Raw genomic sequence first — 13,013 nt, 5'->3', positions numbered from 1 at the left:
ACATTAAGGAGTCCTTTCATGTATTTCAGTTGTCCTATCTGCAATAATCATCTTTATTATGCAAATGGCAATCTCTCTGTTACCTGTAAAAACGGCCACAGCTTTGACTTTTCCAAAGAGGGCTATCTGTATTTGCTGCCGCCCAACAAAAAGCACAGCAAATCGCCCGGCGACGACAAGGCCATGGTCGCAGCGCGGCGACGCTTTTTGTCCGGCGGACATTATCAGCTTTTTGCCGATGCTCTGTGCCGCATTGCCCGCCGCTGTCTTTCTGACACCGCAGAGCCGGTAGTGATGGACGCCGGCTGCGGGGAAGGTTACTACACCGCGCGGATGGCTTCCGCTCTGCGGGAAAGCGGCCAAAGGGCACAGCTGTTTGGCTGTGACATCTCCAAAGCCGCTGTGCGGCTGGCCGCAAAGGCCGCGCCGGATGTCTCCTTTGCCGTAGCCAGCAACTTTTCCCTGCCGCTGGCGGATGCTTCCGCTGACCTGCTCGCTGATATTTTTGCGCCGGTCGTACCGGAGGAATTTTGCCGTGTTACAAAACCCGGCGGCCATTTTGTACTAGCTGTGCCCAGTGCGCGTCATCTGTTCGGCCTAAAAGAAATTTTATATGACGCGCCCTACGAAAATGAAACAAAGGATACCGCCTATTCCGGATTTCATTTTGTACAGCGCTTTCCGGTACGCGGAACCCTTTCCCTGCAGGGGCAGGACGTGCAGGACCTATTTGCCATGACGCCTTATTACTGGAAAACACCGAAAGCGGGCTGTGAAAAACTGAAAACCATCTCCTGCCTAACAACTGAGATTGGCTTTGATTTCCTGCTGTATGCAAGGGACCCTGTATGAGTATTCTGTTGAAAATTGTCCCTATGGCAGAAATACACATTGCGGCACTGGCGGAGATTGAACGCCTGTGTTTTTCCGCCCCGTGGACGGAAGAGGGCTTGCGGGCGGAACTTGTCTGCAGCACCGCTGTCTTTCAGGTAGCGCTGCTGGAGGGCATTCCCGTTGGCTACGGCGGCATGCATTTTGTCTGCGGCGAAGGATACATTGACAACATCGCTGTGCTTCCCTCTGCACGGCGGCAGGGCGTTGGCCGTAGGCTGGTGCAAACTTTGCTAAGCTATGCTGAAAGCCAAAACGGTGCCTTTGTCACGCTGGAAGTGCGTGAAAGCAATCTGCCGGCGCTGACACTTTACCGGTCGCTGGGGTTTCTGCCCGTTGGGCGGCGGCCGCATTTCTACACTCATCCGGAAGAAGCTGCCCTGCTGTTAACCCGCCGTTTTCTCCCAAAACGGCCCTATTTTGAGGGCCGCAACCGTTAGTTGCGCCGCTGAAAAGCAGAAATGCTTTCCTACAGCCGCCTTTTCTGCTATGCTTTTGCCATTCCAATCACAAAGGAGTCTTCTCTATGAATATTGAAATCGCAAACCGGTTGGTTCAGCTGCGCAAAAAGAACGGCTTTTCTCAGGAAGAACTGGCGGCACGGCTTGGCATCAGCCGGCAGGCCGTTTCCAAATGGGAACGGGCGGAATCTTCACCGGACACCGACAACCTCATTCTGCTGGCAAGGCTCTACCATATTTCGCTGGATGACCTGCTGAAGACGGACGACCCAGTGGAATCAGCTCAAAACACTGCCCAAAGCGAAGCGCCGAATTGGGCCAGCACGGTTCCGCCAAGCGGTCCGGTTGATAACGTACAGCCGGGAACTTCCGAATTCTCCCCTGCTCTGCAGAATTTTATAGCCGCCGCGCTGCTGCTTGCCGCACTGCTGCTTCAGCTTTTATTCATTGTCATTCCGCCGCTGAACAGCCTTGCGGAAAGTTTCTTTTCGCCCGCCACTGCCCTGATATATCTGATTCTCGGCTGCTGCTTTCACTTATGGCACCCGGGCTGGCTGGTCTTCTTCATGATACCGGCCTTTTATGCGGGCATTACCGGCGCCTATCCCATTTTGGTTACGATTCTCTTTCTGCTGCTGGGTTTTTACCGTGACAAATGGCATCCGGCGTGGATCCTGTTTACCACCATTCCGATTTTTTACAAACTTGCCGATTATCTGCATTTTTAAATTTTGAGGAGTTTCTGCATCTTATGAAAATACTCGCATTAGAAAGTTCCTGTGATGAAACCGCCGCTGCTGTCGTAGAGGACGGCCGCAAAATTCTCTCCAGTGTAGTGGCCTCTCAGGTAGAAGAACATAAACTGTATGGCGGAGTTGTGCCGGAAATTGCCAGCCGCCGCCACTGTGAAGCCGTCGTCCCCGTTACCCAAAAGGCACTGGAGGATGCAAACCTGACGCTGGCCGACGTGGACGCCATCGGTGTCACCTATGCACCGGGACTTATCGGCGCACTGCTGGTCGGCGTTAACTTTGCAAAAGGGCTTGCCATGGCTTCCGGCAAACCGCTGGTGCCGGTGCACCACCTGCGCGGGCACGTCGCCGCCAACTATCTGACCAGCCCAGAGCTGACGCCGCCGTTTCTGTGTCTGGTGGTTTCCGGCGGGCACACACACATTGTACAGGTCGCGGACTACACCAAAATTACCGTTCTGGGCCAAACACGCGACGATGCCGCCGGCGAAGCCTTCGATAAAGCCGCGCGTGCCATGGGCATGCCTTACCCCGGCGGCATTGAGCTGGACGAAACCGCCGAGGGCGGCGACGAAAAGGCTTTTCACCTGCCGCGCCCACATGTGGACGGCTCCCTCTACGATTTCAGCTTTTCCGGCCTGAAAACCGCGGTCATTAACCTGATTCACAACGCGGACCAGCGTGGCGAAACGCTGTCCATTCCGGACCTTGCCGCTTCATACCGCTGTGCTGTTGTGGACTGTTTGGAGTGCAACTTCGTCCGTGCCGCCGAGGACACCGGCGCCAAAACGCTGGTACTGGCGGGCGGTGTCAGCGCAAACCGCCTTCTGCGCCGCCGCCTGACACACACCTGTGCGGAACGCGGCTGGGGCTTTTTCTGCCCGGCCCTGCCGCTGTGCGGAGACAACGCCGCTATGATTGGCTCCCAGGCTTATTATGAATTTTTAGCTGGACATACCGCCGGAAATGACTTGAATGCGCGCCCCGAAATGCCCATGGAAGAAAATAATTGAAAGAAAAATTTTCAAAAAATTCATATTGACTCCTTGCTTCCTGCTGTGTTCTGTACTATAATCATTGGTAAACGACTGTTTAACAGCTTTGTGAATTGTTATTGGGTTGGAAGGAGAGCATTTGTATGACAAATAATCAATCTGTACTGAGTTGGCTCCAAAAAGTGAAGGACCTAGTTAAACCGGCGGACGTCATGTGGATAGACGGCACAGAGGAACAGCTGGAAATGCTGCGGAAAACAGCTGTTCAAACCGGGGAAATGATTAAGCTGAATCAGGAAAAGATGCCCGGCTGCTACCTGCACCGTACAGCGGAAAACGATGTGGCCCGTGTGGAGGGCCGCACCTTTATCTGCTCCCGCAAAGAGGAGGACGCCGGCCCTACCAACCACTGGATGGACCCGCAGAAGTGCTACAAAATGCTGTTTGATATTGCGCGCGGCAGTTACGCCGGCCGCACTATGTATATCATTCCTTACTCCATGGGACCTGTTGGTTCTCCGTTTGCAAAGGTCGGTGTGGAAGTCACCGACTCTATTTATGTCGTTTTGAATATGTCCATTATGACCCGTGTGGGAAATAAAATTTGGGACGTACTGGGTGACAGCAATGACTGGGTACGCGGTCTGCACTGCAAGTGCAATGTTGACCCGGACAAACGCTACATCTGCCAGTTCCCAGAGGACAACACCATTATCTCCGTTAACTCTGCCTACGGCGGCAACGTTCTGCTGGGCAAAAAATGCTTTGCACTGCGCATTGCCTCTTATCAGGGCAAACAGGAAGGCTGGATGGCAGAACATATGCTGATTCTCGGCATCCAGAACCCCAAGGGCGAAATCAAATATGTTTCGGCAGCGTTCCCGTCCGGCTGCGGCAAAACAAACCTTGCCATGCTCATTCCGCCGGAGGGTTTCCGCAAAAAAGGCTATAAAATCTTTACCGTCGGCGATGACATTGCGTGGATGCGCATTGGTCCGGACGGCCGTCTGTGGGCTATCAACCCGGAAAACGGATTCTTCGGCATTGCCCCCGGCACCAATAATAAATCCAACCCCAACGCCCTCGCAACTACCCGCAAAGGCACCATCTTCACCAACGTTGCGCTCAATAAAGACGACAACACTGTTTGGTGGGAAGGTTTGGACAAAAATCCGCCGGAGAACGGCGTAGACTGGAAGGGCCGCCCGTGGAACGGAAAAACCAGCAAGGAAAAGGGCGCACACCCCAACAGCCGCTTTACTGCGCCGGCAAAGAACTGTCCCTGCATCAGCCCTGAATTTGATAAGGGAACCGGTGTTCCGATTTCTGCCATCATCTTCGGCGGCCGCCGCGCCCAGACAACACCTTTAGTGTACCAGTCCCGCGGCTGGAACAACGGCGTATTCGTCGGTTCCATTATGGCCTCCGAAACCACCGCAGCCGCCAGCGGTGCCGTTGGTGTGGTCCGGCGTGACCCCATGGCCATGCTGCCATTCTGCGGCTATAACATGGGCGACTACTTTGCGCACTGGATTGAAATGGGCAAGAAGCTAGGCGACAAGGCGCCAAAGATTTTCAACGTCAACTGGTTCCGTCTGGACAAGGACGGGAACTTCCTGTGGCCGGGCTTCGGCGACAATCTGCGTGTACTGGATTGGATTCTTGACCGTTGCGACGGCAAGGCTAATTCTGTGGAAACACCAATCGGCTATGTTCCAACACCAGAAGACATCGACATGACCGGTCTGGAGGACGCTGTCAGCCCGGAAACCATGAAAGATATTCTGACTGTCGATAAGGACCAGTGGCGGAAAGAAGCCGACGCAATCACCGAACACTACAAAAAGTTCGGCGACAGACTGCCGAAGGAGCTATCCGCCGAGCTGGCGGCCTTAAAACAGCGCCTGCAGTAAAAGCTCCCTTCTGTGCGAAAAACAGCATATCCCGCAAATTGAGCCGCGGCAAAAAGCCGCGGCTTTTTGCATCTTTTTCTGCCGCATGGTATACTAACGAACAGGATTGTAAAGGGAGGAAACACTATGCCCCGTTTTTTCATTTCCCCGCTGACCGGCACCCAGGCCACTCTGACCGGCGAGGACGCACGCCATATTTCCAGAAGTCTGCGAATGCACCCCGGCGAAGCGCTGACACTGTGCGACGGCATGGGCCACGACTATCAGGGAGAAATTACAGAAGTTACCCCGGACATCGTATCGGTTCATATCCTTTCTGCCGCGAATAATCAGACCGAGCCGAGCGTTCATGTTACCCTGTATCAGGGAATCCCCAAAAGTACAAAAATGGATTTTATCGTACAGAAAGCGGTGGAACTCGGCGTTTTCCGCGTGGTCCCCACGCTGACTTCCCGCTGCGTTTCCCGACCGGACGGCAAAACTTCCGCAAAAAAAGTGCAGCGCTGGCAGAAAATCGCCTGCGAAGCGGCCAAACAGAGCGGCCGCGGCATTTTGCCGGAGGTTGCCCCCTGCATTTCCCTTCAGCAGGCGGTATGCACCGCACCGGGGAAATGTCTGCTGTTTTATGAGGGCGGCGGTGTTTCTCTGACCGACGCTGTCAATCGGGTCGATTCGGAAATCAGCATCTTTATTGGTCCGGAGGGCGGCTTTTCCACAGAGGAAGTGCGCCTTGTGCAGGACGCGGGCGGCCAAGCCGCTACCCTTGGGCCGCGTATTCTGCGCACAGAAACAGCACCACTTGCCGCGCTGACGGCAGTTATGCTGCTGACTGGAAATATGTAAAAGTTATGCACAGTTTCTATGTATGTCTGCGCACTTTCAGGAATAAAACATAGGGAGGTCTTTTGCAGGATGGAAACTGCACTGGTCACTGGCGGAAGCCGCGGTATCGGCGCGGCGGTCTGCCGCCGTCTTGCCGCAGAGGGCTGCCGCGTTATTGTAAATTACCACACACACAAGGAAGACGCGGAAAAATTGGCCGAAGAAATCGGAGGGCTGGCCGTGCAAGCGGACGTTGCCGACCGTGCCGCCTGCGAAAATTTATTTGAGCAGGCTGGCAACGTTGATATTCTTGTCAACAACGCCGGCGTTGCCCAGCAAAAACTTTTTACAGACATTACCGAGGAGGAGTGGAACCGTCTGTTCGCTGTAGATGTGAGCGGCGTGTTTCACTGCTGTCAGCTTGCCCTGCCATACATGATTCATGTTAAGCGCGGCAGCATCATCAACATCTCCTCCATGTGGGGACAGACCGGCGGTTCCTGTGAAGTGCACTATTCCGCGGCAAAGGCTGCTGTCATCGGTCTGACAAAAGCACTGGCAAAGGAGCTTGGTCCCAGCCACATTCGTGTCAATTGCATTGCGCCCGGCGTTATCGATACGGAAATGAATGCCATGCACGGCCCGCAGGTCCTGCAGGAATTGGCGGAGGATACCCCTCTGGAACGACTGGGGGCACCGGAAGACATTGCCGCTGCCGCCGCTTTTCTTGCTGGAAAGGACGCTTCTTTCATCACCGGACAGGTGCTCAGCGTAAACGGCGGATTTGTTATATAATATATATCGGTTTGTTAACAATTCTGAAAAGATACGGTCGTAAAAACTACAAATTTGATAAATCGTGTAAAAACTATGTTAACCTCATTGAAGCACTTCCTGAAGAATGTTAGAATGAAACTATTGATGAGTTCTTACAGAGGTGTAAAACAGATTTGAAGCGTATATGGGCACTTTTGTGCTGCATTATCCTGCTGGTGAGTTCTTTAGCCGGATGCGGCACCCCGAAAAATGCAAATAAAAATATCCGTGTATGGCTGACCGAAGAGCCGTCTACACTGGACCCCCAGGTCGCACAGGGCAGCGGCGCAGCGACCGTTATTTCTGCCCTGTACGAGGGCCTTTGCCGGCTGGACGCAAACGGAAAGGCGGTTCCCGGCGCGGCAGAATCGTGGCAGGCAGACAGCACAAACACCGAGTTCACCTTTCACCTGCGCAGCAATGCTGTCTGGAACGGCAATGTAAAGGCTTTGACCGGCGAAAACACGAAGGATACGACTCCTACCCCATTGACCGCAAGCGACTTTGTCTTTGCGTGGCAGCGTGCGCTGGAGCCCGCCACCGCATCGCCTTCCTGCACCTCTATGATGTGTATTGAAAACGCAGCACAGATTCACACTGGTTCGCTTTCGGCAGATAACCTAGGTGTAACAGCAAAGGACAGTCATACCCTAGTGGTGCATCTGCGCTACTCCTGCCCGGAGTTCCCGCAGCTGACAGCACAAAGCGTTTTTATGCCCTGCAACCAGGCCTTTTTCACCTATGCCTCCGGCCGATACGGCATGGACCGCGCAACCATTCTGGGGAATGGACCGTTCAGCATTCCGAACTATGGCTGGAATCATGACCAGGACCTAGCACTGAAGCGCACCGATACCTATGTGGGACGCACTGCTGCGCTGCCCGCTTCCATTGCTTTCACCATCGGTGACATTCCCGCTTCCGACACTTCATCGTCCGCGGTATCTGCCGCAGCGGATACCGGCAGCGCCGCTTCCACAACGCTGAACGCGGTGCAGGCACTGACCGGAAACAAACTGGAAATCGCGTCGCTGGACCTTTCGCTGGAATCCACCGCCAAAAAGGCCGGCATGACCGTCACTTCTTTCCAAGACACCACCTGCGGGCTGTGTTTTCACACCGGCGGCACCTTCCAGTCAGCGGCGCTGCGGCGAGCCTTCGTCCAAACGCTGAACCGCTCCGCTTTAATGAAACTAATACCAACCGGCACCAGTCAAGCAGAGGGCATTCTGCCGCTGGATATGCAGTTCGGCGGAAAAACCTACCGGACACAGGCGGGCAGTATGTATTTGCAGCAGTCCTCCGCAGCGGCAGCCCAGGGACGCAGCCTGCTGCCAAATGGCAAAAAGATTACACTGCTGTGCACAGACCAAACCAAGGCGTTGGCAAGTGAAATGCTCGCCTGCTGGAACCAAGCGTTCCAGACTTATTTCAGTCTGCATTCTGTCAGCGAAGCCAACCTGCTTTCTTCTGTGAGCAGTGGGAATTACGATATGGCTATTTACCCCTATACCCCCACCTCTTTCGATGCCTGTACCGCTCTCTCTGCCTTTCAAAGCAACCAAAGCGGAAACTTTACACAGTTAAAGGATTCTTCCTATGACCAGCTGCTGCAAAGCACCGGCATTTCTGCCGCTACACTGGCGCAGGCCGAAAAATATTTAAGTGAGAACGCTGTTTTCTACCCATTGTACAGCACCCGCCACGATTATGCGGCGCTCCCCTCCGTTACAGGCGTGGTGTACCGCCCCTTTGGCGGCGGGCTGGACCTGTGCGACGCTGGAATCAATGACTGATATTTGTTCCGCTGATGGAAACGAAAAGGTCCTGTCGGTTTTCCGCCGGCAGGGCCCTTTTCGTTAGTATACCTATATTGATTGGATATTTCATTTGTAAAACTGTGGACATCATATGGAAGTCGTTGTAAAATAAAAAGAAACACATACAGGAGGATTCCGTTTATGACTTATCAAGAACTGCAGGAAAAAGCCCGCGCTGCCTTTGGCGGCAGCTGCCTAGCCTGCCCGGTGTGCAATGGCCTCGGCTGCAAAAACCGAATGCCCGGCCCGGGCGCGAAAGGAACCGGCGACACCTCCGCCCGCAACTACGCGAAGTGGCAGGAAATTCGCATCAATATGGATACCCTGTGCGGCAATGCTCCTGTGGACACGGTCTGCCGCCTGTTCGGCCGTGACTTTCGATATCCATTTTTTGCTGGCCCAGTTGGTGCTGTCAATCTGCACTACTCCGATGTATGTGACGATGTGCGCTACAATGATATTTTGGTTGCCTCCTGCACGGAAAACGGCATTGCCGCCTTCACCGGCGATGGCACGAACCCCAAAGTCATGCAGGCTGCAACAGCAGCCGTACGCAAAGCGGACGGCGTAGGCGTGCCCACCGTAAAGCCGTGGAATATCGACACCATTCGTGAAAAAATGGAGCTTGTCAAAGCCTCCGGCTGCTTTGCCGTAGCCATGGATGTGGACGCAGCCGGTCTGCCGTTTCTCAAAAACCAGACACCACCGGCCGGCAGCAAAAGTGTTCCGGAACTGCACGATATTATTGCCCTAACCGAGGGCAAACCGTTTATCGTCAAAGGCATTATGACTGTCCGCGGCGCGGAAAAGGCGGCTAAAGCAGGTGCTACTGCCATTGTCGTTTCCAACCACGGCGGTCGCGTGCTGGACCAATGTCCCGCCACGGCCGAAGTCCTGCCGGAAATTGCCGCCGCCATGAAAGGCAGCGGTTTGAAAATTTTAGTAGACGGTGGCATTCGCAGCGGTGTCGATATCTTTAAGGCATTGGCGTGCGGCGCGGACGCTGTGCTGATTGCCCGCCCGTTTGTAACCGCTGTGTACGGCGGAGCGGCGGAAGGCGTAAAGGTCACGATTGACAAATACGCCGCCGAACTTGTGGACACCATGCAGATGTGCGGCGCACATACGCTGGCGGAAATCACACCTGACATGGTCCGCCTGCCAAAGTAAGTGTAACAGCAAAAAGCCTGCCGCTCTTTTAGAGCGTGCAGGCTTTTTACGGTCTTGTTTAAGATTTTTACGCCTTCAGCTGTAGAAAATCGTCCCCTACTTTCACATTGCCTGATGCTGCTAACTGTACAGACTGATAATCGTCCGTATTACAGACAATAACCGGCGTCGTTGTCTGATAGCCTGCGGCTTTGACTGCTTCCAGGTCAAAGGTTACCAGCAAATCACCTTTATGGACTTTTTCATCTTTACGAACATGATATTCATAATATTTGCCATCAAGTTTGACGGTATCAATGCCTATGTGCATCAATACTTCTGCACCGTCGTCTGTGGTCATGCCAACCGCATGCTTTGTATCGAACAAAGTAGAAATTGTACCATCTGCCGGTGCATACAGGCAGCCATCTGCTGGTTCAATCGCAGCGCCTTTGCCAAGGACACAGCTTGCAAATGCCTCATCGTTTACCTTTTCTATCGGCGTAGCGGTGCCATTCATGCATGCGCTAAGCATCACATCTTTCTTTTTGGTACCAGAAACTTTTTCCGCTTTCGCAGCAACGGGCGATGCACCAGCATCTGGCTGGTCAGATTCTGGTGTATCCATATAGTCTTCCAGCTTGGACTTAATAACGGATACCTGTGGTCCATAAACGACCTGAATGCCGTCTCCCCTGCAAATAACACCGGACGCTCCGCTCTGTTTCAGCAGGGACTGGTCCACTTTGCTGCTGTCCGAAACGGTCACACGCAGGCGTGTTGCACAGCTGTCCAAATCGACAAGATTCGTTTTCCCACCAAGGCCGCGCAGAATCAGTGCACTGACAGCGTCACCGCCGGACTTTTGAGATTTTCTCTTCTCATCCACATCTGCACGGGTGTAAAGTTTGACTTCTGCATCGTCGTCACGGCCCGGTGTTTTATAGTTGAATTTCCGAATCATGAACCGGAAAAGGAAGTAATACAGGAAGAAATAAGCGATACCAATAATAATTACCCAAATCCAATGTGTTTTGGCATTTCCCTGCATAATTCCGAACAGTGTCAAATCAATCAGTCCGCCGGAAAAAGTCATTCCGACACCAACATTCAGTATGTGCATCAACATATAGGAAGCACCTGCCAGTACACAGTGAACTGCATACAGCGGCGTTGCTACAAACAGGAAAGTAAACTCGATTGGTTCTGTAATGCCTGTCAGCATAGATGTGAGCGCTGCGGAAAGAAGCAGTCCTCCTACTTCCTTCCGTTTATCTTTGCGGGCACATTTGTACATGGCAAGCGCCGCACCAGGTAACCCAAAAATCATAAGCGGGAATTTTCCGGACATAAAGCGCGTCGCGGAAACGGAAAACTGTTGTGTTGACTTAGAAGCAAGCTCTGCAAAGAAAATATTCTGAGCACCAGAAACGACATTGCCGTCAATGGTAGCTGTGCCGCCGACAGCTGTCTGCCAGAACGGCAGGTAAAATACATGATGCAAACCAAACGGAATTAAAGCGCGCTCAATCACACCATAAATCCATGTCCCGAGATAGCCGGAACCTAACACCAAACTGCCAAGCGCGGCAATTCCAGTCTGGATAATGGGCCAGACAAAGAACATCAATATGCCGACAAGCAAAAATGTAACAGATGAAATAATCGGTATAAAATGAGTGCCGCCAAAGAAAGACAGTACCTGTGGCAGCTGAATCTCATAGAAACGGTTATGCAGAGCGGCAACACCAAGACCAACAATAATACCGCCGAAAACACCCATCTGCAAAGTAGTAATACCCAATACAGAAATAGTTGAGTTGGCCGGCATTGCACTGACACCGCCTTTGGCCGTAATCAGTGTGCTAATCGCTGTGTTCATAATCAAATAAGCAACTGCACTGGAAAGGGCCGCAACGGCCTTCTCTTTTTTTGCCATACCGATAGAAACACCAATTGCAAACAGCAGCGGCAGGTTATTAAATACTGCACTTCCTGTTTTGCTCATGATATCCAGTATGGTGTAGAGAGCACCGCCTTTGTATATCACATGGCTAAGGCCATAGGCCGCCAACATGGTTTCGTTTGTAAAAGAACTGCCGATTCCCAGCAGCAAACCTGCGATTGGGAGCAGTGCAAGCGGCAGCATAAAGGACCTGCCAACCCGCTGCAGAACTCCAAAGACTTTGTGTTCTTTCTTCATTCGTAAAACTCCTTCCCTAATAATACATAGATTTGAAATTTTTATTCTTCCTACCCTTTTTCAGCTGGCCGGACCGAAAAAGGACATATAAAAAACCCATATCTCACAGAATACAAGTGTAATCTTGTATCCTGTAAAATATGGGTTTAGCCCGACATGGTAACTATCCCAAAAGAATATAAATTGTATCTAATCAGAATGTTGTTCTGATAAATTAACTCGTTTTAGATGAATGGCCATAAAAAGGATTTCTTCATCGGAAACCTTTTTATGCCAGACATTTTCAGCATAAGCTGCAACTGTCTCCGCACATTGATAATGTTCTTTGCAGTTACGTGCAATCAGTGACCGAAACTTCTTGTCATACTCTTCTTTGCCGCTGTCCTGTCCGTTTTGGAACAGCCGCTGTGCAAAAAAGCGAAGATGCACTGCCAGACGACTGAATGCCAGTGAAGTATGGTCAAATTTTTTTCCATAATAAGACTCAATGACTTTTATGCACCCGTCTACAAATCGGGTAATGTCATTCATCACACTCATAGAGGTATTCAGTTCCGCATTGACAATATGCAGTGCAATAAAGCCTGCTTCATCTTCCGGCAGAGAAACTGACAGCTTTTCCTTTATGCGTTTGATGCAATATCTTCCCATTTTAAACTCTTCCGGATAGCATTCCCGGATTGGTTCCAGAAGTGGGTTTTTATAAAGCAGCCCCTGTTTCTGCCGCTTAATGGCAAAGTTGATATGGTCAGCTAATGTAATCAAAAGGCTTTCGTTCAGAGGATAGGAAATTCTTTTGCGAATCTCCCCCACCAGCTCATCTGTTAGGAGAAAATGTTCATATGGAATTTGCTCCAGCAAATCAAGCAGCTTCTGCTGAACGGTAGGGTTGGTCATACGATATGTCTTTTGTACAGAAGCAGAATCGACCTGTTCACCAACCTTGTGCCCAAATCCCAATCCACGACCTGTAACAATCATTTCACTGCCATCCGCGTCGGTCACACACAGGATATTATTATTGATGACCTTTTTAATGCGAAAGCGCATAAGCACAGCCTTCCCTGAAAATAGCGCCTGGCGCTGCTGAAAAGTTACTGCGGCGCTCTTGCTCTTTGATTATTTATATTATCACAGTTTATAGATATATGTCAATGATTTTTTGATAAAATTGCCAAACCTATGTAAAAG

General features: G+C 51.8%; 11 protein-coding genes. 9 read left to right on the top strand and 2 right to left on the bottom strand.

The genetic code is table 11. The features are described from left to right. Positions 1-18 precede the first annotated feature (18 nt). The 9 genes from GJQ69_RS01275 (at position 19) to GJQ69_RS01235 (ending at position 9,640) form a co-directional block, all read left to right on the top strand. On the top strand, positions 19-852 hold the full coding sequence (locus tag GJQ69_RS01275) for a putative RNA methyltransferase (protein WP_086036611.1): 834 nt from the start codon (positions 19-21) through the stop codon (positions 850-852). After that, the gene (gene rimI, locus GJQ69_RS01270; protein ID WP_086036612.1) at positions 849-1,331 is read left to right on the top strand and encodes a ribosomal protein S18-alanine N-acetyltransferase; all 483 of its coding nucleotides are present in this window, start codon (positions 849-851) and stop codon (positions 1,329-1,331) included. Before GJQ69_RS01275 ends, rimI begins: the two co-directional genes overlap by 4 nt. An 86-nt stretch (positions 1,332-1,417) precedes the next feature. Then, positions 1,418-2,080, top strand: coding sequence for a helix-turn-helix domain-containing protein (locus tag GJQ69_RS01265; RefSeq protein WP_174192764.1), 663 nt, complete (start codon positions 1,418-1,420; stop codon positions 2,078-2,080). Positions 2,081-2,103: 23 nt separating this feature from the next. Further along, positions 2,104-3,117: a tRNA (adenosine(37)-N6)-threonylcarbamoyltransferase complex transferase subunit TsaD gene (gene tsaD / locus GJQ69_RS01260; RefSeq protein WP_174192762.1), complete on the top strand. Its 1,014-nt coding sequence runs from the start codon at positions 2,104-2,106 to the stop codon at positions 3,115-3,117. A gap of 125 nt (positions 3,118-3,242) precedes the next feature. Next, positions 3,243-5,012: a phosphoenolpyruvate carboxykinase (GTP) gene (locus GJQ69_RS01255; protein WP_086036614.1), complete on the top strand. Its 1,770-nt coding sequence runs from the start codon at positions 3,243-3,245 to the stop codon at positions 5,010-5,012. Positions 5,013-5,138: 126 nt separating this feature from the next. After that, positions 5,139-5,855 (top strand): 16S rRNA (uracil(1498)-N(3))-methyltransferase, encoded by a 717-nt coding sequence (locus GJQ69_RS01250; RefSeq protein WP_086036615.1) that lies wholly within the window; start codon positions 5,139-5,141, stop codon positions 5,853-5,855. Between the two features lie 69 nt (positions 5,856-5,924). Beyond that, positions 5,925-6,629 (top strand): elongation factor P 5-aminopentanone reductase, encoded by a 705-nt coding sequence (ymfI, locus tag GJQ69_RS01245; RefSeq protein ID WP_086036616.1) that lies wholly within the window; start codon positions 5,925-5,927, stop codon positions 6,627-6,629. 155 nt (positions 6,630-6,784) lie between these two features. Next, on the top strand, positions 6,785-8,446 hold the full coding sequence (locus tag GJQ69_RS01240; protein ID WP_174192760.1) for a peptide ABC transporter substrate-binding protein: 1,662 nt from the start codon (positions 6,785-6,787) through the stop codon (positions 8,444-8,446). A gap of 165 nt (positions 8,447-8,611) precedes the next feature. Then, positions 8,612-9,640 carry an alpha-hydroxy-acid oxidizing protein gene (locus tag GJQ69_RS01235; protein WP_174192758.1) on the top strand — a complete coding sequence of 343 codons (1,029 nt, stop codon included), beginning with the start codon at positions 8,612-8,614 and terminating at the stop codon, positions 9,638-9,640. Positions 9,641-9,707: 67 nt separating this feature from the next. Here GJQ69_RS01235 and GJQ69_RS01230 read toward each other — a convergent pair whose 3' ends face one another. Together GJQ69_RS01230 and licT are read right to left on the bottom strand one after the other, a co-directional pair. Continuing rightward, positions 9,708-11,822, bottom strand: a complete 2,115-nt coding sequence (locus tag GJQ69_RS01230; RefSeq protein ID WP_174192757.1) for a PTS sugar transporter subunit IIABC — start codon at positions 11,820-11,822, stop codon at positions 9,708-9,710. A 189-nt stretch (positions 11,823-12,011) separates the two neighbouring features. Continuing rightward, on the bottom strand, positions 12,012-12,872 hold the full coding sequence (gene licT / locus GJQ69_RS01225; protein WP_086036620.1) for a BglG family transcription antiterminator LicT: 861 nt from the start codon (positions 12,870-12,872) through the stop codon (positions 12,012-12,014). Between the last annotated feature and the right edge of the window lie 141 nt (positions 12,873-13,013).

It is taken from the genome of Caproicibacterium lactatifermentans (assembly GCF_013315815.1).
Taxonomy (GTDB): domain Bacteria; phylum Bacillota; class Clostridia; order Oscillospirales; family Acutalibacteraceae; genus Caproicibacterium; species Caproicibacterium lactatifermentans.
This window is presented reverse-complemented; position numbering and strand designations above follow the sequence as displayed.